This is a genomic window from Haloterrigena gelatinilytica, from assembly GCF_013342145.1.
GTDB lineage: Archaea > Halobacteriota > Halobacteria > Halobacteriales > Natrialbaceae > Haloterrigena > Haloterrigena gelatinilytica.
The window spans coordinates 2,896,204-2,916,353 of the sequence record NZ_JABUQZ010000001.1 but is presented as its reverse complement, the minus strand read 5'-3'; the positions used below and the strand labels follow the sequence as shown (position 1 = coordinate 2,916,353).

Here is a 20,150-nt window from a genome sequence, read left to right as displayed (position 1 = left end):
TCGAGTTCGATCGCGGGTTTCGCACTTCGGCACGTCGAGAAGAAAACGGCCTGCAGCGGGTCAGGAGGACGCTTCCTCCCACGGCGTCGACTCGGCGTCGACCAGTTCGAACAGCTCGTCGAACTCGTCGGGGAACTGCGCCTCGACGTTGGCGATCTCGCCGCCGGGAACCGTCTCGGCGAGCAGGGCGGTCACCGCCTTGATCCGGAACACCGTTTCGGCTTCGTCGATTCCCGCGGGCTTCCCGTAGCCGGTATCGAGGTCGAGGTCGTCGTAGTTCAGCCGCTCGTGGACCCGTCCGACGAACTCGTCGAAGTCGTACTGTTTTCCGTGGTCGACCTGCAGCAGATAGCGGTCGACCTCCATGGGCAGCGGGCTGGCGATGTCCGTCGCGCCGCCCTCGTCGACGCGCTCGCCGATCGTCTCGAGGACGGCCCGCGTCGTCCGAACGGCTTCGGCCTGGGTTCCGGCCTCGATTCGATGCTGTACCTCGCCGATGAAGTCCGTGTAGTTGGTCTTCTCCTGGGACATGGGAACTCAGAGGACGGCTCCTCGCCCGGTACTGTGGAGAGAGCTTTCCAAAAACGTCATACCGGGATTGGCAAGGCCTGCGGGCGATCCTCGCCCGCCTCGACGCTGGCGATCACGCCACTCGCGTCGTCCCGCTCAGAGTCGGTCGGGCGCGAGCTCGTCGATCGTCGTCTCGACGACCTCCCTCGAGGCCGGCTCCGGGACCACGACGATGGGGTGGTCGACGCCCGTCTCGTCGACGAGCGTCCGAAGCTGCTCGCGCGCGTCGTCGGGCGTGCCGGCGACGCCGAGGTCGGCGAGCATCGAATCGGTCACCGCGTCGGCGGCCGCGCCCTTCTCCCCGTCGCGCCAGGCGTCGGCGATGCGATCCGCGCGCTCGGGGTACGCCGTCGCGACGGCTCGGCGGTATCCCTCGCCGCTGCCGACGTAGTACGCGATGTGCCGGCGCAGCGTCTTTCGGGCCTCCGCTGGGTCCTCGCTGACCGCCGACGGGACGTAGGGCGCGACGGTGATCTCGCTCGGATCGCGGTCGCGCTCGCGGGCCGCGTCCGCGACTTCCTCGAAGGCCTTCTCGAGGTGCGAGAACGGAATATTGTGGGGAATCCAGCCGTCGCAGAGCCGGCCGACGACCCGCCGGTTCGCCGGCCCGAGGCCGGCGTGGTAGATCGGTACGGGAGCCTCGAGCGACGGGAAGTCGGCGGCCGCGAGCACCTCGCCGTCGTAGTCGACGCGGCCCTCGCCGGCGGTGTACGCGCGGACGAGCTCGATCGTCTCGTGGGCCCGCCGGACGGGGCGATCGAACGCCGTCCCGTGGAGGTCCTCGACGGCCTTCGGCGTGCTGGTCCCGACGCCGAGCGTGAACCGGCCGTCCGAGGCCCGCTGCAGCGACGCGGCGGTCATCGCGAGCACGGCCGGCGACCGCGAGTAGACGTTCAAGATCGCGCTCCCGAGCCCGATCTCGTCGGTTCGACAGGCCATTTCGGTCAGCTGGACGACGCCGCTTTCGCCCCAGAGTTCGCCGACCCAGACGGCGTCGTAGGCCAGTTGCTCCGCGCGGACCGCGATGTCCGCGAGATCGAGGTCACCGAACGACGTTACCATGAGTCCGACGTCCATGCCCCCGACAACGGGAGCCAACGAGAAAAAATCGAGCTACCCGTCGAACGTGAACTCGAGGCCGTCATCGGACCCGTGGTCGCTGCTGTCGCCGTAGACGAGGATCTCTCCGCAGTCGGTGACGACCACGTCGAACTCGTCGACGCTGAACTCGAGGCCGACCGACGCCGCGGCCCCCCGTGCGGCCGCGTGGCCGAGCAGCCGCTCGAGGGCCTCCGGATCGATCGTCTCCCACAGCGGGTCGATATCCCGCGGCGAGCGATCCGCGACGGTCGAAACCGCACTGACGATCGCACTCGAGAGCTGCCCGGAATTGGTCGGGTCGAAATGGACTCGATGGACAGGTGAACAGTCGTGGTCTGAGAAAAGACTATTCATTACACGTTGTACGGTTGCCTGCCCGTTGAAGAAGCGGACGGTATATGCCCGGCTTTATAAGCGTCATCGGACGAGCGAGTTCTCTATCAGTGCCTTCAACCCGCGGCGGAGGCGACCGCTGACGGCCGACGAGGAGACGCCGAGCGCGTCCGCGAGGTCCTCGACCGAGGAATCCCGCGGATCCTCGAAGTAGCCGCGTTCGTAGCGGTGACGAGCGTCTTCCGCTGGACGGGCGTCAGGCCGTAGCCCTGTCCCGAGCTCCGGTCGCCGTCCTCGGCGTGGTAGAGCCGATCGACGGTGAAGTCGACGTCCTTGGATCGACAGTGATCGCGAAATTCCTGTAATCGGCTGATCTCGGGCACCTCGAGGGTCGCGATCCAGCCGCCGCGACCGCTCGTGGCGTGGAGGACTCGCATCCCGAGTTCGGCGGCGCGGGGCAACACCAGCCGCTCCGCCGAGGTCAGCCGCATCCGGTAGACGCGGAACTCGCCGCCGTCGATGACGACCGTCGGTTCCGAGACCGTCGGATCGTCGGCGACGACGCGGTCGAACGCGTCGAAATCGCCGCCGTAGGTCTCGAAGAAGAGGTAGTACTCCCCCGGCCCGGCGATCGTCTGGTACTCGAGTTCGGCGGTCATCTCGGGCAGCGCCTGAATCGTCGGGGTGAGCACTAGCTCGGGGTGGACGAGCGTGATCTCGGCGATGACCCGCGCCTCGCTCATGTTGGCTGATTTGTTACCATCACTCATGAAGCTTGGAGTCCCGGGTGGGAGGTCGACGGGACCCTTCCCCGTCCCGTTCGGACCGCCGACGCGCCGGCCGAGCGCGCCGTCAGCCGTCGAACCCGTCGAAGACGATCTCGCCGTCGACCACCGTCATCGCCACGTCGATCTCGTCGATTCGCTCCGCCCGTTCCCACGGCGACGCCTCGAGGACCACCAGATCCGCCCGCTTCCCGACCTCGACGGTTCCGAAACGATCCTCGTCGAAGCCGGCGTAGGCCCCGCCGCGCGTGTAGGCCCGCAGCGCCTCGGTGACCGACAGTCGCTGTGCTTCAGTCGGCGCGTTGACCGCGTGATGGACGCCGAGCAGCGGATCCAGCGGCATGCAGTCCGAGCCGAACGCGAGCGGGACGCCGGCCTCGAGCACCCGCCGGAATCGATTGGTACGATCCCGCCGCTCGCGTCCCAGCCGCCGATCGTAGAGGCCGCCCTCGTCCGCCCAGCGGTGGAAGTTCGGCTGCATCGACGCGACGATTCCGGCCTCGGCCATGCGCTCGAGCTGGTCGTCGGTCGCCAGCTCCGCGTGCTCGATCCGGTGGCGACGGCCGGCGGGGTCGGTCGTCGACTCGAGGGCCGACAGCGTCTCCTCGATCGCCGCGTCGCCGATGGCGTGGACGCAGACCTGATACCCGCCGCCGTCGGCGCGCTCGACCAGCGCGGCGAGGTCCTCGGGGGCGACGACCCACTGGCCGCGGTCGTCGCCCCCCTCCGCGTCGTGCGCTGCGTTCGCTCCGTCCGCACCGGCGTCGGCGTACGGCTCCCGGAGCCGCGCCGTTCGACTCCCGAAACTCCCGTCGGAGAAGGACTTGATCGCGCCCGTCCGGACGCGGTCGCTGCCCGCGTTCGTCGCCAGCCCGACTTCCTCGAGCGCCTCGAGGTGGTCGCTCCAGTAGTCGATCCGAACGCGAAGGGGCAGGTCGCCGTCGGCGGCCATGTCGCGGTAGACCCGGGGCGCGACCGAGCCGCGGACCTTGTCGTGGACGCCGGTGACGCCCGACTCGACCGCGCGGTCGGTCGCCGCGGCGAGGACCTCGCGCATCTCCTCTCGCCCGGCCGTCAGCTCCCGGCGGACGGCCTCGGCGGCGTCCTCGACGGCGACGCCGGTCGGCTCGCCGCCCGACCGCCGCAGATCGGACGCGGGGAGGTCGTCCGCGAGCCGCTCGAGGGCGACCGAGTTCAGCGAGGCGGTGTGCAGATCGACGCGCATCGCGACGACGGGCCGCTCCTCGCTGACGCGGTCGAGTTCCGCCCGCGTGAGCGGGCGGTTCCGCGACGCCTCCCACTCGCTCTCGTCGTAGCCGAAGCCGAGAATCCACTCCCGCTCCGGTTCGTCGTCGGCGTGGGCCGACAGCGTCTCGAGGCAGTCTCCGAGACTCGTCGCGGCCGAGAGATCGGCGTGGACGAGGTGCTGTCCGAACTGTTCCATGTGCGTGTGGGCGTCGATAAAGCCCGGCAGGACGGTCCGGCCCTCGCAGTCGATCACGTCGGTCTCGACCCCCTCGAGGAACGAGACCTCGTAGCTATCCCCGAGGCGGACGATCTCGCCGTCGCGGACGGCGACCGCCTCGTGGACGACGTCGGGCTCGCCGAGGGTGTGGACCGCCGCGTTCACGAGCAGGCGGTCGGCGGCGTCGGTCATGCTCGAGAGGGTGTCGGCGAGGGCCAAAACCGTTCGGGCGAAAGCCCCTACCGCGCTCGAGCTCCGCCTCGAGCGCAGCAGCCCCTTTCAGTCCCGCCCGAAAGCCCCGACTCGCTGGGCGCGCGCCCAGCGAGTCGCCCCTTTCAGTCCCGCCCGGGATCGGTTAACCGGCCGGCTGCTACCGTGGCAGTCCCGTTCCCGTTCGGACCTCTTCGGATCGTCTGCCCGGTGTGGCGAAGTCAGTCGACCGGCGTCCGCGGTTGGGTCGAGCATCGAACCTGCGGTGGCGCGTTCGATCGGCTGTGACAGGGCGAACGGAACGCGGGCGGCTCGAGCGGAACCGTCGACTCCGAACCGCTGCGCGTGCAGTCCGGCGCAAGCTTAACCTGCCGGCTCGTGGATCGGCCGGTATGATCGATCGTGACGGCCGCATCGTCTTCGGCTCGCTCTTGGCGTTGATCCTCGTGCTCACCGTATCGATCGTCGTCGAGGAGCAGTTCGGAGTCGGACTGCGAGAGTATCCGGTCCTGTCGTTTCTGGTCTTCGCCGGCCTCGCGCTGGCCGCCCCGCAGCTGTATCTCGCCGCGACCGACGACGAGACCGCGGACGACCATCCGACGCGGAGCCGCGTCCAGTTCGCCGCCGTCGCGACGGCGGTCTTCGCGCTCGCCTTCGCCGACGACGCGTCGGGGATCAGCTACCTCGCGATCGCGGGCATCGGCTCCGGTGCGGTCATCGCGCTGGTCTGCTACGAGGCGCTGCGCTGGCACCACGGCTCGAGCGAGGGGAGCCTCTCGCAGGTGCGGTGATCGGCCTCGCGTGCGAAATCAGCAATCCTTAGGACCGACCGCCGTTTTGGGCAACGCATGACAGACCCCGAGGACCTCGTCGAGCGAGTCCGCGACGGCGAGTTGCGCCTGCACGAACTCGAGGACCACGCCGACCACGACACCGCGGCCGAAGCGCGCCGGCTGCTCCTCGAGCGCGAGACCGACACGGAACTCGAGGCGATCGGCGACTACGCGTTCCCCGCCGAGGCCGCGGAGCCGAACATCGAGAACATGATCGGTGCCGCGCAGGTTCCGATGGGCGTCGTCGGTCCCGTGCCGGTTTCGGGCGGTGCGGCCACCGGCGATCACTACCTGCCGCTGGCGACGACCGAAGGGGCCCTGCTGGCGTCGGTCAACCGCGGGCTCGGCGTGATTCGCTCGGCGGGCGGCGCGGACGCCCGCGTGACGAAAAACGGAATGACCCGCGCGCCGGTGTTTCGGGTGGCCGGCGTCGCCGAGGCCGCCGAGACCGTCGAGTGGGTCAACGAGAACACCGAGGCGCTGGCCGAGGCCGCCGAGTCCACGACGAGCCACGGCGAACTGATCGACGTCGAACCGTACGTCGTCGGCGACTCCGTCTACCTGCGCTTCGCCTACGACACCAAGGACGCCATGGGGATGAACATGGCCACCATCGCGACCGGCGAGGCCTGCGAGATCGTCGAGGCCGAAACCCCGGCCGACCTCGTCGCGCTCTCGGGCAACCTCTGTTCGGACAAGAAACCCGCCGCGATCAACGCCGTCGAGGGCCGCGGGCGTTCGGTGACCGCCGACGCGGTGATTCCCGGCGAACTCGTCGAGGAACGCCTCCACACGACCCCCGAGGCCATCGCCGAGGCGAACACGCGAAAGAACCTCACCGGCAGCGCCAAGGCCGGCAGTCTCGGGTTCAACGCCCACGCGGCCAACGTCGTCGCCGCCGCCTTCCTCGCGACCGGTCAGGACGAGGCCCAGGTCGTCGAGGCCGCGAACGCGATTACCACCATGGACGCTCGTGAGCGTGACGACGGCACCACCGACCTCTACGCCAGCGTCTCGCTGGCCTCCCTCGAGGTCGGCACCGTCGGCGGCGGGACGAAACTGCCGACGCAGGCCGAAGCGCTCGAGGTGCTCGGCCTCCGCGGCGGCGGCGATCCGCCGGGCTCGAACGCCGACGCTCTGGCCGAGATCATCGCCGTCGGCGCGCTGGCCGGCGAACTCTCCCTGCTCGGCGCGCTGTCCTCGCGACATTTGGCGAGCGCCCACGAGGACCTCGGCCGGTGAACTGACTCCCGACTCCAGTCTCGTTTTCACTGCGGATAGCATTCGACCGTCGGGACGGTCCGGTTACGCGTTCTCCGGGGCGCCCTCGCGCTCCTCCTTCGCTTCGTTCCGAGCGCGAATCGTCGTTCGCGCGGTGTAACTGCCGGACCCGACGAGTAAAACGAGGCCGACGAGCATCGGTAGCAGGCTCGAGGCCAGCGCGACCAGCCCCAGCCCGACGGCCGAAGCCGCGTGCGAGACCGCGAAGTCACGCCGCCCGTACGCGCCGTGGATGAGGGCGACGGCGGCGAACGTCGCGGCGAAGGCACCCAGCCCCAGCGTCGTCGCGTCGACGCCGAACAGCGTTTCGTTGATGAACCGACCATATGCGACGAGCCCGAGCGCCGCTATCGATCCGGCGCCGATCGCCTGCTCCTGGACGTCTATCGTCTCCGCCATTCACTCGCCGTTGGCCCCCGCGGCCCAAAGCAGTGCCGTTCCGGCGCGTCGCTCGTCTCTGGGTCCTCGTCGCCCGAACGGCCGCTACAGCCGTCGATACCGACCGCGGCTCTCGCTCACCTCGCCGCGGCGGACGAGTTTCTCGAGTGCGTCCTGTACGTACTCCGCTGAGACGCCGCGTTCGCCGGCGTAGTCGACGATCTCGTCCTCGGTCGGCCGCTCCAGGTCCGCGAGCGCCCGTTCGACGATCTCCTTCTTGCTGCCGCTGCGAGTCGGGCCCCGCGGGTCGCGCTCGCCGGCGGCCGAGACCTCGTCGACGTCGAGGCCGGATTCCTCGAGGTACTCGTCGTCGTCGACGACGCCGTCGGCGACCTGGTCCTCGAGGGCGTTAAAGGAGTCCAGTTCGGCGAACGCCTCGCCCTCGCCCTGCCGGTTCGCGAGCATCGAGGCGCGGACGTCGCGGGCGTGGCCGGCGTCGTCGGTCTCGACGAACTTCTTGCGCTTCTCGTAGGCCTTCCGCGCGCCGCAGCGGGGACACTGGGTCGTCTCGGAGCGACCCTCGATGATCCAGAGGTTCGAACACTCGCTACAGCCGACGACGGCGTACATGGCTCGCAGTCGGGGCGCCCGGCAGTTCAAAGTTCGGCAAGCGCGGCGGAAGTGAAACGACGAGGCGGGCCGCGACCGTCTCGAGTCGACGAGCCGAACCGACGGGCGAAAGCGCCTCGAGTCCGCGACTGTGGTCGACCGGTCGGCAGTCGGCGGTCACCGGTCGTTCGCCGGGACCGGCGGATCTATGTGGATCGTCACCGGTTCCCTTCGTATGGAACGCGTTTCGATCGACGACTGCGAGCCGTCGGAAGCCGCCGACGGCGTCCACCTGGCGCTGCTGGCCGGCACCGACTCGATGAACGTCCAGCACTTCGAGATCGAACCCGGCGCGACCGTCGACGAGCACAGCCACCCCCACGACCAGACGGGCTACATCGCGCAGGGCGAACTCACGTTTCTCGTCGAGGGAGAGGAGACCGTCTGCGGGCCCGGCGACTCCTACGCAATTCCGGGCGATCAGCCCCACGCGGCCGAGAACCGCGGCGACGAGACCGTCCGCGGCGTCGACATCTTCAGCCCGCCGCGGGAAAATCCGAGCTGGCAGGAGGACTGATTCGCTCGAGGCCGCGCATCGTCGACCGCGGAGTCAGGCGATTACCACGGCGCTCGCCCGCCAGATCGCGTCGTCGAATCGCAACCGGAGGACGACCAGCGCGCAGCGGTAGCCGACCCGCAGCGGTAGCTCCGCGAGCGGCGCGACGGTCTCCGCGAGCCGCCGCCGTCGACTCTCGAGACCCTGTCCGAGCCCGACGGTGCGATCTAGTTGTTCCGCTTTCATTTCGGCGACGTACTCGAGCCGAACGGCTGTAGTAGTAACAGGCCGGTCCGCTCGACGACTGTGCCCTCTCTCCCGCCGACAATTCACTGCAGAATACCACGGAGTTATACAGTTGAAATCGCAAGGTGGGGCAATGGCAACCGAGTCGCAGTCATCGAACTCTCGGGGAATCGGACGCATCGGGACGCATCTCGAGCGATTGGGCCCGACGTGGCTCGCCGGCGCGATCGCGGCGGGGCCCGCGACGATGGGCAGCCTGCTGGTCGCGGGGGCGAGTTTCGAGTACGCGCTGCTGTGGGTCGTCGTCCTCTCGGCGATCCTCGGCACCGTCGGTCAGTACCTCGCGATGCGGCTGGGGCTGCTCACCGAGGCGGGGATCGTCTCGGTCGCCGAGCGACACCTCGGCTCGTTCTGGGCGTGGGCGCTCGTCGTCGACGCCGTGCTCGCCGCGGGGTTAGCCCAGATCGTGATCATGAAGACGCTCGCGTCGGTCAGCGCGACGATAGCCGCCGAAGCGGGCGTCGGCGTCGCCGCGCTGACCGATCCGCGCCTCTGGGGAGTCGCGTGGGCCGTCCTCCTCGCGCTGGGCCTCGCGGGCGGCGGCTACCGCTTCGCTGAGGTCGGGGCCAAGGTGCTCGTCTCGATCGTCGTCGTCGCGTTCCTCGCGGCCGCGTTCGTCGCGCCGATCGATCCCGGTGCGGCGGCGACCGGGCTCGTCCCCGCGATTCCGGCCGGCGTCGACGGCGCGCTCGTCGCTGCAGGGATCCTCGGCGGCGCGGTCCACATCACGCTGCTGACGATGCAGAGCTACACGATGCGCGCCCGCGGCTGGACCGTCCGCGACGCGGACACCGCGCTCGTCGACGTCGCGAGTTCGATGCTCCTCGCCTTCGGCGCCTTCAGCCTCGCAGTCTTTCTCGTCGCGGCGAGCGTCCTCCCCTCGGCCGGCGTCGATCCCGCGACGATCGACGGCGTGGGCGCCGCGCAGACGCTGGGTCCGGTCGCCGGCGAGTACGCCACCTGGGTGTTCCTCGCCGGCCTCCTCGGGGCCGCGGTGTCGACCCTCGGCGGGAACACGATCGTCCCGCCGTACCTGCTCGCGGACAAACTCGGCTGGGAGCGCTCCACCGACGACGGCCGCTACCGGGCCGCGATCGCCGGCTTCGCGCTCGTCTCCGCCGTCGGCGCCTTCCTCGGCGGGACGTTCTTCCAGCTGCTCGTGCTCACGCTGGCGTTCGGGCTCGTCGGGACGCCCTTCGCCATCGCCGTGCTCCTCGTGCTCCTGAACGACCCCGACGTCGTCCCCGAGACGAACTCGCTGCCAGCGAACGTCGGCGGACTCGCGCTGTTCGCCGTCGCCGCCGTCCTCGCGGGCGAGTTCGTCCAGGGCGAACTCGAGACGGTTACCGAACCGGCCTCGGCCTTCGTCGTCGTCTTCGCCGCCGCGATGGCGCTGGCGATCGTCGGCCTGGCCGGTAAGTACGGTCGCGAGCGACTCGCGGCGTAGGACGAATTCCCGTTCGCGTTCCGCGGACCAATTTTCAAGCCGTTCGGGATCGACACTCAGCGCATGCCAGCGTTAGCAGACGACGTCATCGTCGTCACGGGCGCGAGCCGCGGCCTCGGCCGCGCGATGGTCGAACGCTTTTCCGACGAGGGCGCACGCGTCGTCCTCACCGCCCGCGACGAGGAACGGATGGACGAGATCGCTACCGACCTGCCCGGCGAGTCGCTCGTCGTCCCCGCGGACGTTCGGGACGCCGACGCCGTCGAGCGGGCCGTCGCCCGCACGATCGAGGAATTCGACCGCGTCGACACGCTGGTCAACAACGCCGGCGTCAGTTTGCTCGGGATGTACGACGGGCGAAACCGGCTCGAGGAGATCAGCGAAGAGGATTGGGACACCGTCCTCGAGGTCAACTTGAAGGGCGTCTTTCTCTTCACCCGCGCGGTCCTTCCGCACATGTACGAGCGGGAGAGCGGCAATATCGTCAACGTCTCCTCGGGACTCGGCCGCCACTCCATCGCCGGCGCGGGCCCCTACGTCAGTTCGAAGTGGGGCCTCGAGGGACTTACGCGAACGACGGCACTCGAGGCCGAGGATCGCGGCGTCAACGCCAACGCCGTCGATCCGGGCGGTCGGGTCGACACCGCTATCTGGGACCACCTGCCCGACGACGAGCGCGAGGAGATCCTCGATCCCGACGTGATGAACGACGCCGCCGTGCTCCTCGCGGCGCAGGGGCCCGACGGCGTCAGCGGCGAGTCGATGCCCGCCGAGGAGTGGGAGCAGCGGCTCGGCTAGCGCGTTCGAGTCTCACTTCCGTCGATTCTGTCGGCGGTCCCACAACTACTATATCGACGGTCGGTTTCTTTCCGCACTATGAGCCGGGAATTAGGCGCGCTCGCTCGAGAGCTGTCGATTCCGTACTACGAAGCCGCCCTCCCCGCACACGATAGCTTCCACGCCAATCGCGTCCGCGATCTCTCGATTCGATTAGCGGACGAGTGCGAGGGCACCGTCGATCGAGACGTGCTGTCGGCGGCCGCGTGGCTGCACGACGTCGGGCGTCCGCTGGAGCGAACGGGCGAGATCGACGATCACGACGAATGGGGTGCGAACGAAGCGGCGGACCTGCTCGCGGCCGAAGACGTCTCGCCCGACCGAATCGCCGCGGTCGAACGCTGCGTTCGGGCGCACAGTATTCGGGCTAGCTCTCCGGAGCCCGAAACCCTCGAGGCGAAGTTGCTCTTCGACGCGGACAAGTTGGACGCGACCGGCGCGGTCGGGATCGTCCGGCTGGCCTGTATCGTCGGCGAGCGATCGGGTCGAACGGGCGAGAAACACGCAGTGATCGACGACTCGTCGGTCCAGCGGCCGGCGACGGCGGACCGTCCGGACGTTTCGCTCCTCCGCGAGTGGGCGAGAGAGCGGCTGGACGAGTTGTACACGGACCCCGGCCGTCGTCTCGGAGCGTCCCGCTGGGAGTTCACGGAGTCGTTTTTCGCCCGCTTCGCCGACGAACTCGGGGTCGAGGGAGAACGGTAACGGGCTCGAGCGAGACGGCGTCTACTCCGACTCTCCGAGCGATTTCCGCATCTCGACGTGGGGGATCCCGGCCTCCTCGAACTCCTCGCCGTACCGTTCGTAGCCCAGACTGCGGTAGAAGCCGGCCGCCCGCGTTTGCGAATGCAGTTTCAACGACTCGAGGCCGTCCGCTCGAGCCCGGTCTTCGACGGCGGTCATCACCGCGCGACCGACGCCGTCCTCCCGGCGGGACTCGAGGACGGCGACGCGTTCGATCTTGCCGACGCCGTCCGCGTACTCCCGGAGGCGGGCGGCGCCGACCGGCTCGTCGCCGTCGTAGGCGACGAAGTGCGTCGCGGTCTCGTCGTGTTCGTCGTACTCGAGTTCCTCGTCGACGCCCTGTTCCTCGACGAACACCGTCTGCCGGACGGTGAAGGCGTCCTCGCGCGTGCGTTCGGTGTCGGCGACGCGCACTTCGAGGTCGTCCGTGTCGTCCATGCGGGGGCCGTAAGCGATCCGTCCGTGAAACCGTTACCGTTACGCGCCACTCGTCGTCGAAATCGCCCCCGACTCGCGTTCGAGCGGATCCTCACCGGACACGCGACGCACACCGGACGGATGCCGGGCCGGGATCCCGGAGGCCCAGCGTACGGTGCCGTCGACCGATCAGTACCGCGTCTGGAAGTGATGCACCGCATCGAAGAACTCCCGGCGCTCGCGCTCGAGGAAGACGAAGTGCGTCCCGCCGGCGATCTCGACGTACCGCTTCCGGTCGTCGGTCGCGCCGACGGCGTCGTACAGGTTCAGCGCTCCCTCCCGGGAGATGATGCCGTCACTCGAGGCGCGGATCACGAGCGTCGGATCGTCGATCTGCCGCGGGTGGTACTCGCTTTCCTGGCGGACCAGCGGAGCGATGATCGTCTCCTCGTCGGCGGTTTCACCGCCCTCTCGAGGCGTCTCCGACGCCTCGCCGTCGTCGACCGCCTGGTTCGTCTCGTAGATCGCCCGCCAGACCGCGGCCTGGACCTCGTCGGCGGTGTACTCCGCGCCGCCGATCCAGTAGTCGCGGTCGGCGCCTTCGGGGAGTTCCGCGTTCCAGCGCTCGACGAACGCAGAGCGCTCCTGGGTCGCGTACGCGGGCCCCTCGGGATCGGCGCCGATCTCGAGCGTCCCGAACGAGCCGCCCGCGAGCGTGACCGTCGCGTAGTCGGGGTCGCCGACTTCGTACACCGCGCGGCCGCGCCAGGTCCCGCCGGAGAGGCCGACGTAGTGGACGCGATCGAAGCCCCGCTCGTCCCGGAGCCAGCGGGTCACCTCGAGGATGTCAAGCGCCTCGCGTTCGAACGACAGCGGCGGCGCGTTCGCCTCCGGCGGCTCGTCGTACTCGGCGGGCGGTTCGCTGTGGCCGTAGCCGCGCATGTCGGGGGCGAACGTGGCCTGACCCTGCGCCGCGGCGGAGGGAAGCCAGCCGAACTCGTCGCCGAGGGGCGGATCGAACATCGAGACGGCGCCGTAGGTCGAGCCGTGGACGAAGATGACGGCCTCCTCGGGGTCGTCGACGGTCGTCCGCTCCCAGACCCGAAGGCGGTGGCCGTCGTCCATCGTCAGATCGTGGGCGGTCGGCAGCCGCGCGTCGGCGCCGCTTCGCCGTCCGTTACAGCCGGTACGGTGCTTCCGTCCGTTCTTGCCGGCGTTTCCCTCGTCTCCGACTGCGCTCGCGGCGGTTCCGACCAGTGCCGTTCCCACGGTCCCCGCGAGAAACGCTCGTCTGGGCGTCGCCGATGGATCGCGATCGTCCGTCATGTGTCAATGAACCAATCTTCCGCGCCGGCGAATAAGGGTAGTTGATGGTTTCGGGAACGCCGATTTCGGGTTGTAGAACGGTATTCGACGGCGAACTGTCTCGGCCGTCGTAATCGATCTCGCGGGCCGACCGGTGATCGGGTCGTCCGCCGTTTCGACGCTACTCCGCCGACCGCTCGAGGACCGCCTCGATGTCGGTCGCGATCGCGCCGGACGCGTCCTCGGGGACGCGGTCGAGCCAGACGAGGTCCGTCACGTCCTCCCCGGCGACCGTCGGCTCGTCGGCGACCGGCCGGCCCGGAACCGACGCCGTCCGGGCGAGCACGTCGTAGGTCGTCCGCTGGCGATCCGCGTCGCCGTCCCGCTCGAACTCGACCCGCCGGACGCGCACGGGCTCGGCGATGCCGACGTCGACGCCGGTCAGCGACTCGAGGGCGCGACGGGCGACGGCGTCCCAGTCTTCGTCCGGACCGACCGGCGCGCCGGGCAGCGTCCAGCCGCGGACGCCGTCGGCGACCAGCAACACCTCGCCCGCGTCGTTCGCGACGCCGAGGGTCAGGTGGTTCGCTACGTCGCGGGCGGTCTCGAACTCCGTTCGAGTGAGCGTCCGCGTCTCGGTCTGCACGTCGACGTCGTCGCGCTCGCAGAGGGGTTCGGGCTCGAGGGTCGGACTCATGCGTAACACGCGTCGACACCGCCCCGAAAAGCTACTGATCCCGATCGCGACCGCCGCTTCCGGCTCCGTTCCGCGACGGTCTCGAGTCCGTCCGAGCGGACCCCACCGCCCGGCCCGTTGTCAACAGTGGTGGGGCGCAGGCCAGTGCGACTTTACCTCGGCGCCGTTTCGGTAGTGTACGCAGCGATGAGCGCCGAGCCACACGCCGACGTCTCCGATCCCTCGACCGTCGAGTCGGAACGCGGGTCGAGCGCGTCGTTCCGATTGAGTTCCCACCAGTTCCGACTGACGTGGATCGTCGCGGGACTGTTCGTCCTCGGATCGATCGGCTTGATGCGCCTGGCGGGCCCCCGTGGGACTCTCCTCTTCTCGAACGTCGTCCTCGTCGCCAGCGCGGCCGGGGCCGCCGTCGCGCTGGGGCTGCTGGCCCGCCGGAGCGAGCCGCCGGACGCGCTCGGCTGGGGACTCACCGCGGTCGGTACCGGCCTGTTCGCGACCGGCGAGTTCGCGTGGATGTGCTACGAACTGTGGCTGGGCGGCGTTCCGTTCCCCGGCGTGCCGGACCTCTTCTATCTCGCCGACTACCTCTTTCTCGGGGCCGGACTGCTGGTGCTCGCCGCGTCCCAACACCGCCTGGGTTCGATCCTCCGCATCGCCCTCGACGGGTTCCTCGTCGCGGCCGCCTTGCTCGCGATCAGTTGGCAGTTCGTGCTCGCTCCGATCCTGGCCCACGGCGCCGCTGGCGGCGCGACGCTGTGGTTGTCCGCCGCGTACCCGTCGCTCGACATCGTCCTCGCCGCGGTCGCGTTCGTCGTCGCGGCCCACGCCCGCGGATCGCGGCGCGTCCCGATCACGCTCTTCGCCGCGGGCAACCTCGTCTGGGCGTTCGCCGACAGCGCGTTCGCCTACCTGTCGATCACGGGCGGCTACATCTACAGCGAGTTCGACGTGATCTGGCTCGCCGGCAATCTGATCGTCGCGCTCGCCGCGCTCCACCCGTCGGCGGCGACGCCCCCGCCCGCGGTCGATCGACGACGGTACGCGTTCCGGGAGACGGTCGCCCCCTACGCCCCGTTCCTCCTCTCGATGGCCGTCACCGGCTACGCCGCCTTGACCGGGACGCTCGACCCGGTCGGGCTCGCGCTCGGCGCGCTCGTGTTGCTCGCGCTCGTCGCTCGGCAAACCTACGTCTTCTTCGACGCGGCGGCGTTGAGCCGATGCCTCGAGCGCAACGAGGAGACGCTGTCCCGCCGCAACGAGGAGTTGCTGCTCCTGAACCGGATCGTCCGCCACGACATCCGCAACGACATGGCGGTCGTCCTCGGCTGGGGTGAGGAACTGAACGGCCGCCTCGACGACGAAGACGAGCGCGCGATGCTCGAGCGAATGCTGGGCACGACGCGGCACACGATCGAACTCACCGAGACGCTCCAGGCGTTCACCGAACTCTGGGACGACGCCGGCGACCACGGCGCGGAACCGGTCTCGCTCGAGACGACGCTCACCGAGACGCTCGAGCGGCGACGCGAGGCGTACGCCGACGCCGAGTTCGTCGTCGACGGATCGATTCCGGCGGCGACCGTCAGCGCCGGGCCGCTCCTGTCGACCGTGTTCAGGAACCTCCTGAACAACGCGGTCCAGCACAACGACGCGGTCGAGCCGCGCGTCGTCATCACCGCCGACGTCGGGCCGGAGACGGCTACCGTCCGCATCGCCGATAACGGCCCGGGCGTTCCGCCCGACCGACGCGACGCCCTCTTCGGCCGCGGCGAGAAGGGCCTCGAGAGCGAGGGCTCGGGAGTCGGTCTCTACCTCGTCGACACGCTCGTCTCGCAGTACGGCGGCGACGTGTGGATCGGATCGAGCGAACTGGGCGGGGCCGCCTTCGTCGTCGAACTGCAGCGCTATCGGGAGTGAACGCGGGACGACGGACTCGGCGATCGCCGTGACCTCGAGTCAGTGACGGGGTCGGCGCGTCGCCGGTTCCGCACTCGATACAGAAGAAGATCGGAAGTGAGAGCCGCGAGAGGACGAGAAACTCGTTTATGCGAGTTTCTCGATGTCGTCAGAACGCGTAGCGTTCTGACCGCTCGAAAAGCTCTCTACGAGAGCTTTTCGATGTTGTCGACGACTTCCTGGGCGAACTCGCTGGTGGCGAGCTTCTCGGCGTCGTCGAGCTGACGCTCGAGGTCGTAGGTGACCTTGCCCGAGGAGATGGTCTCCTCGACGGCGTCGCGGACGAGGTCGGCGGCGTCGTTCCAACCGAGGTACTCGAGCATCATGCGGCCCGAGAGGATCATGGCGGTCGGGTTGACCTTGTCCTGGCCCTCGTACTTGGGCGCGGAGCCGTGGACGGGCTCGGCGAGCAGGCGGCCGTCGCCGAAGTTGGCGCCGGGCGCGATGCCGAGGCCGCCGATCTGGGCGCCGGCGGCGTCCGAGAGGTAGTCCCCGTTTAAGTTCATCGTCGCGATGACGTCGTAGTTGTCAGTGCGGGTGAGCAGCTGCTGAAGCATGTTGTCCGCGATGCGATCGTTGACGACGAGCGTGTCCTCGGGCGCCTCGCCGTCCTGCTCCTCCCAGAGGGTGTCCTCGGTGATGACTTCGTCGCCGTACTCCTCTTCGGCGACCTCGTAGCCCCAGTCGCGGAACTGCCCCTCGGTGAACTTCATGATGTTGCCCTTGTGGACCAGCGTGACCGAGTCCCGGTCGTGCTCGAGGGCGTAGTCGATGGCGCGGCGGACGAGTCGCTTCGTGCCGAACTCCGTGATCGGCTTGACGCCGATGCCGACGGGGCCGTCGTGGATGACGTCGTCCTGGCCCATCTCCTCCTCGACGAACTCCTTGACCTGCTGGACCTCGTCAGTGCCTTCCTCCCACTCGATGCCGGCGTAGACGTCCTCCGTGTTCTCACGGAAGGTGACCATGTCCATCTGCTCGGGCTCGGAGACGGGCGACGGAACGCCGTCGAGGTGATAGGTCGGTCGGACGTTCGCGTAGAGGTCGAGTAGCTTGCGCAGGCCGACGTTCAGCGAGCGGAAGCCGGCGCCGACGGGCGTCGTCAGCGGGCCCTTGATCGCGACGCGGTGTTCCTTGATGGCCTCGACGGTCTCGTCGGGCAGGTTCTCGTCGTACTTCTCCCGGGCGGACTCGCCGGCGTAGACCCGCATCCAGTTGATCTCGCGGCCGGTCGCTTCGGCGGCGGCCTCGAGGACCTTCTGTGCGGCCGGACCGACGTCGCTCCCGACGCCGTCGCCGTAGATAATCGGAATAATCGGGTTGTCAGGGACCTCGAGTTCGTCCTCGGTTCCCTCTTTCAGCGTGATCTTCTCCCCCGCGTCGGGGACCTCGATCTTGTCGTAGCTCATCTCGTCTGTACGGTTACTCGATAGGGGTAAAAGGCCTACCATTTCCATCGACGGCCGGCAAAAATTGAACGATTCCGGACAGGGGCTTTCGGCATATCGGCTCCGAGAGGCGCTGAACTGGAGGTATGTGTTCGAATCCGGAAATTCGGCGTATATAAACATTCGTCTTATGACGGGTCTGTGAGTGGACAAAACGCAATTTCGTCTCGACGGCAGGGGTGACGGGTATCGACGACTGTGGAACTCTCGAGGCGAGGGCATCGCGGCGTCGCGCGGATCACTCGCGGGCGGAAAATCGAGTCGCGAACGCCCTCGAGATCGACGGGTCCACCCGCCGAATCCGTCGCCGCCGCCTCGAGGGCGGTTCACGACGCTCGTCGACCGTTCGAGTCGACTCGCTCGGAGCTGGCGTCTCTCACGCCGGTAACCCGGACGCGAGCGAGGGATAAAACGCCGGTGACCGTTTCTGGCAACTCACGAATGTTATCGTCGACTTCCGTCGAAATGACGGCCGAGACGGTTCGAGTCGACGGTCGACGACCGACCGCCGGCCCGCGATCGGCGACGGAAGTTCGACGATCGACGTCGAGTAGTTTTATCATCGTCGTTGCCGTGGTCGAACGCATGCTGGAAACACCACACTACGCGGCGCGACACTGCCCCCACTGTGCGACGACGCTGTCGAACGTGCAGGGCGTCGCCGCCTGTCCGGAGTGTCAGTGGATCGATAGCGACTGACGCTCGGCGGTAGCGTCGAGTTCCGCCGTCGTCGCCTCCCGGTCGCGTTCCCGAGTCTCGCCGCCGAGGCGGAACCTCTTTTTGTCGACCGGTACAACCCCGGTGCATGGCCGAATCCGAGGTGGACTTAGAGTCCGAGCAGTACGAGAAGCACCGCGAGGCGGGGGAGATCCTCGCGCAGGTGCGCGAAGAGGCAGCCGAGCGCGTCGAGGTCGGCACGAGTCACCTCGAGGTCGCCGAGTTCGCCGAGGACCGCATTCGCGAACTCGGCGGCGAACCCGCCTTCCCGGTCAACATCTCGATCGACGAGGAGGCGGCCCACGCGACGCCCTCGATCGACGACGACACCACGTTCGGCGAGGAGATGGTCAACTTGGACATCGGCGTCCACGTCGACGGCTGGCTGGCCGACACCGCCATCACCGTCGACCTCTCGGGCAACCCCGAACTCGCCGAGGCCTCCGAGCAGGCCCTCGAGGCGGCCCTCGATATCATCGAACCGGGCGTCGACACGGGCGACATCGGCGCCGAGATCGAGGACGTCATCGACGGCTACGGCTACAACCCCGTCGTCAATCTGACCGGGCACGGACTGGGCCACTGGGAGCAACACACCAGCCCGAACATTCCCAACCGCGCCGTCTCGCAGGGGACGACGCTCGAGGTCGGCGACGTCGTCGCCATCGAGCCGTTCGCGACCGACGGCGGCGGCAAGGTCAGCGAGGGCGCCAGCGAGGAAATTTTCGCCCTCGAGCGCGAGGGCTCGGTGCGCAACCGGCAGGCCCGCGAGGCGCTGGAGCAGATCACCGAGGAGTTCCGCACGCTGCCGTTCGCGACGCGGTGGCTCGAGACCGACCGGCCGGAGATGGCGCTGCGCCGACTCAAGCGCAACGACATCGTCCACGGCTACCCGGTGTTGAAGGAGGACGACGGGTACCTCGTCAGCCAGAAGGAGCACACGATCATTATCACCGAGGACGGCTGCGAAGTCACGACGGCGTCGGACTGATCTCGCAGCGTCGACTCGAGCGGAGCGCTATCACTGACGAGCGGTCGCGTCGAAAAGAGGGGTGTAGGGGGGTCGCGGGAGACCGGCAACGAGGGCGGTTCGTAGCGCGGTCGTCGGTCGGTCGTTCTCAGGCGTTGTTCATCCGCTGGCTCGAGCGGTTGCCACACCGCTGACACTCGGCCACGCGGTAGGGTTCGCGCGAGAACTGAGCGTTTTCTTTCTTGAGACTTTCGGTTCGAATCTGGACGGACACTTCGTGGAGTGTCTCGAGATCGCAGTTCGTGCAGTGCTCGGTCATCCCGTTGAAGGAGTCGTCAGTCGTTGCCATTACCGAGACCTTTCCGTAGTACAAGCTTAAATCCCTGTTTCATTTCGAGAACTGAGTCGAAAAATCGCAAGACGGCGTTATGGTACTGATAAAACGCTTCGAGAGCGTTCTATATCGTTTATCGAACCCTCTCGTACGGTCGTACCGTTCAACGATCCTTCTTGAAACCGACACGAAGTGTTGGATTTGCAGATGATCCTGAATAATTGCCGGAGTGAAACTCTTTAGACTCTCCCGCTCTTGTGTCAGGTATGGATCAGGTGTTTGCACCGTGGCGGATCGACTGGATCAAGCGCGACGAGGGAAACCCCGAGGTCGAGGACTGCGTCTTCTGCGAACTGCCCGCCCTCGATACCGACAGGGAGAACCTGATCGTCGCCCGGAGCGAGCACGCGTTCGTGATGTTCAATAATTACCCGTACAACCCGGGTCACGCGATGGTTATCCCTCACGCTCATACCGGCGACTACACCGACCTCGACGGCGAGCAACTGCTCGATCACGCCCGCTTGAAACAGCGCACCTTCGACGCGCTCGAGGCCGGACTCGAACCGGACGGCTTCAACGCCGGCTTGAACCTCGGCGACGGGGCCGGCGGCTCCATCGACGACCACCTCCACACCCACGTCGTACCCCGCTGGGAGGGCGACACCAACTTCATGCCCGTCATCAGCGACACCACGGTGATCGTCGAGGCGCTCGAGGAGACCTACGAGCGCGTCCGCGACGCCTTCGCCGAGCAGGCGGGCGCGACCGTCCCCGACGAGGACAGCGCCGTCGTCTTCGAGTTCGAGTAGCGCCGTCCGGCCCGTTCTGTGACCCTCCGGCGCGACTGC

22 protein-coding genes and 1 pseudogene are annotated in these 20,150 nt (G+C 68.3%); 9 read left to right on the top strand and 14 right to left on the bottom strand.

Translation table 11 applies throughout. The features are described 5' to 3' along the window. Window positions 1–60 precede the first annotated feature (60 nt). The 6 genes and pseudogenes from HTZ84_RS14565 to HTZ84_RS14545 all read right to left on the bottom strand — a co-directional run bounded on the left by HTZ84_RS14565 (window position 61) and on the right by HTZ84_RS14545 (window position 4,446). Complete coding sequence (locus HTZ84_RS14565) at window positions 61–531, bottom strand: DUF2267 domain-containing protein (RefSeq protein WP_174681353.1); 471 nt, start codon at window positions 529–531, stop codon at window positions 61–63. Window positions 532–666: 135 nt separating this feature from the next. Continuing rightward, window positions 667–1,647 (bottom strand): LLM class flavin-dependent oxidoreductase, encoded by a 981-nt coding sequence (locus tag HTZ84_RS14560; RefSeq protein WP_174681352.1) that lies wholly within the window; start codon window positions 1,645–1,647, stop codon window positions 667–669. Window positions 1,648–1,683: 36 nt separating this feature from the next. Then, entirely contained in the window at window positions 1,684–2,025 is a 342-nt protein-coding gene (locus HTZ84_RS14555) for a HalOD1 output domain-containing protein (protein WP_174681351.1), read from the bottom strand. Between the two features lie 63 nt (window positions 2,026–2,088). Next, entirely contained in the window at window positions 2,089–2,343 is a 255-nt protein-coding gene (locus HTZ84_RS22895) for a helix-turn-helix domain-containing protein (protein WP_309138889.1), read from the bottom strand. A gap of 35 nt (window positions 2,344–2,378) precedes the next feature. Next, window positions 2,379–2,663 (bottom strand): annotated as a pseudogene (locus HTZ84_RS22890) (bacterio-opsin activator domain-containing protein); the annotation flags it as partial. A 193-nt stretch (window positions 2,664–2,856) separates the two neighbouring features. After that, window positions 2,857–4,446, bottom strand: coding sequence for an amidohydrolase (locus HTZ84_RS14545; protein ID WP_174681350.1), 1,590 nt, complete (start codon window positions 4,444–4,446; stop codon window positions 2,857–2,859). A gap of 410 nt (window positions 4,447–4,856) precedes the next feature. Here HTZ84_RS14545 and HTZ84_RS14540 point away from each other — a divergent pair, with 410 nt between their 5' ends. Both HTZ84_RS14540 and hmgA read left to right on the top strand, forming a co-directional pair. Continuing rightward, on the top strand, window positions 4,857–5,255 hold the full coding sequence (locus tag HTZ84_RS14540) for a hypothetical protein (RefSeq protein ID WP_174681349.1): 399 nt from the start codon (window positions 4,857–4,859) through the stop codon (window positions 5,253–5,255). A 57-nt stretch (window positions 5,256–5,312) separates the two neighbouring features. Further along, a complete protein-coding gene (gene hmgA / locus HTZ84_RS14535; RefSeq protein WP_174681348.1) occupies window positions 5,313–6,539 on the top strand; it encodes a hydroxymethylglutaryl-CoA reductase (NADPH) in 1,227 nt (408 codons plus the stop codon). A 63-nt stretch (window positions 6,540–6,602) separates the two neighbouring features. Here the strand turns inward: hmgA and HTZ84_RS14530 are convergent, their stop codons facing one another. Together HTZ84_RS14530 and HTZ84_RS14525 are read right to left on the bottom strand one after the other, a co-directional pair. Further along, window positions 6,603–6,977, bottom strand: coding sequence for a hypothetical protein (locus HTZ84_RS14530; RefSeq protein WP_174681347.1), 375 nt, complete (start codon window positions 6,975–6,977; stop codon window positions 6,603–6,605). Window positions 6,978–7,061: 84 nt separating this feature from the next. Beyond that, entirely contained in the window at window positions 7,062–7,586 is a 525-nt protein-coding gene (locus HTZ84_RS14525; protein ID WP_174681346.1) for a DUF5817 domain-containing protein, read from the bottom strand. A 214-nt stretch (window positions 7,587–7,800) separates the two neighbouring features. On the opposite strand from HTZ84_RS14525, the gene HTZ84_RS14520 reads away from it, so the two are divergent. Further along, entirely contained in the window at window positions 7,801–8,142 is a 342-nt protein-coding gene (locus HTZ84_RS14520; RefSeq protein ID WP_174681345.1) for a cupin domain-containing protein, read from the top strand. Window positions 8,143–8,175: 33 nt separating this feature from the next. Here the strand turns inward: HTZ84_RS14520 and HTZ84_RS14515 are convergent, their stop codons facing one another. Then, a complete protein-coding gene (locus HTZ84_RS14515; RefSeq protein WP_174681344.1) occupies window positions 8,176–8,367 on the bottom strand; it encodes a hypothetical protein in 192 nt (63 codons plus the stop codon). A 133-nt stretch (window positions 8,368–8,500) separates the two neighbouring features. Here HTZ84_RS14515 and HTZ84_RS14510 point away from each other — a divergent pair, with 133 nt between their 5' ends. The 3 genes from HTZ84_RS14510 (at window position 8,501) to HTZ84_RS14500 (ending at window position 11,416) form a co-directional block, all read left to right on the top strand. After that, on the top strand, window positions 8,501–9,874 hold the full coding sequence (locus HTZ84_RS14510; protein ID WP_174681343.1) for an NRAMP family divalent metal transporter: 1,374 nt from the start codon (window positions 8,501–8,503) through the stop codon (window positions 9,872–9,874). Between the two features lie 63 nt (window positions 9,875–9,937). After that, entirely contained in the window at window positions 9,938–10,672 is a 735-nt protein-coding gene (locus HTZ84_RS14505) for an SDR family oxidoreductase (protein ID WP_174681342.1), read from the top strand. A 78-nt stretch (window positions 10,673–10,750) separates the two neighbouring features. Continuing rightward, window positions 10,751–11,416 carry an HD domain-containing protein gene (locus HTZ84_RS14500; protein ID WP_174681341.1) on the top strand — a complete coding sequence of 222 codons (666 nt, stop codon included), beginning with the start codon at window positions 10,751–10,753 and terminating at the stop codon, window positions 11,414–11,416. 21 nt (window positions 11,417–11,437) lie between these two features. On the opposite strand, the gene HTZ84_RS14495 is transcribed toward HTZ84_RS14500, so the two are convergent. The 3 genes from HTZ84_RS14495 to HTZ84_RS14485 form a co-directional block, all read right to left on the bottom strand. After that, complete coding sequence (locus tag HTZ84_RS14495; protein ID WP_174681340.1) at window positions 11,438–11,893, bottom strand: GNAT family N-acetyltransferase; 456 nt, start codon at window positions 11,891–11,893, stop codon at window positions 11,438–11,440. Between the two features lie 168 nt (window positions 11,894–12,061). Further along, window positions 12,062–13,198, bottom strand: coding sequence for an alpha/beta hydrolase (locus tag HTZ84_RS14490; protein ID WP_174681339.1), 1,137 nt, complete (start codon window positions 13,196–13,198; stop codon window positions 12,062–12,064). Between the two features lie 160 nt (window positions 13,199–13,358). Beyond that, window positions 13,359–13,874: an NUDIX domain-containing protein gene (locus HTZ84_RS14485; RefSeq protein ID WP_174681338.1), complete on the bottom strand. Its 516-nt coding sequence runs from the start codon at window positions 13,872–13,874 to the stop codon at window positions 13,359–13,361. Between the two features lie 186 nt (window positions 13,875–14,060). Here HTZ84_RS14485 and HTZ84_RS14480 point away from each other — a divergent pair, with 186 nt between their 5' ends. After that, window positions 14,061–15,791 (top strand): sensor histidine kinase, encoded by a 1,731-nt coding sequence (locus tag HTZ84_RS14480; RefSeq protein WP_174681337.1) that lies wholly within the window; start codon window positions 14,061–14,063, stop codon window positions 15,789–15,791. A gap of 185 nt (window positions 15,792–15,976) precedes the next feature. Here HTZ84_RS14480 and icd read toward each other — a convergent pair whose 3' ends face one another. Continuing rightward, a complete protein-coding gene (icd, locus tag HTZ84_RS14475) occupies window positions 15,977–17,239 on the bottom strand; it encodes an isocitrate dehydrogenase (NADP(+)) (protein ID WP_174681336.1) in 1,263 nt (420 codons plus the stop codon). A gap of 844 nt (window positions 17,240–18,083) precedes the next feature. On the opposite strand from icd, the gene map reads away from it, so the two are divergent. Next, window positions 18,084–18,986, top strand: a complete 903-nt coding sequence (gene map / locus HTZ84_RS14470; RefSeq protein ID WP_174681335.1) for a type II methionyl aminopeptidase — start codon at window positions 18,084–18,086, stop codon at window positions 18,984–18,986. Window positions 18,987–19,113: 127 nt separating this feature from the next. Here map and HTZ84_RS14465 read toward each other — a convergent pair whose 3' ends face one another. Continuing rightward, window positions 19,114–19,314, bottom strand: coding sequence for a DUF7835 family putative zinc beta-ribbon protein (locus HTZ84_RS14465; protein WP_008895927.1), 201 nt, complete (start codon window positions 19,312–19,314; stop codon window positions 19,114–19,116). Window positions 19,315–19,565: 251 nt separating this feature from the next. On the opposite strand from HTZ84_RS14465, the gene HTZ84_RS14460 reads away from it, so the two are divergent. Then, window positions 19,566–20,111, top strand: coding sequence for an HIT family protein (locus tag HTZ84_RS14460; protein WP_174681334.1), 546 nt, complete (start codon window positions 19,566–19,568; stop codon window positions 20,109–20,111). The last annotated feature ends 39 nt before the right edge of the window (window positions 20,112–20,150 follow it).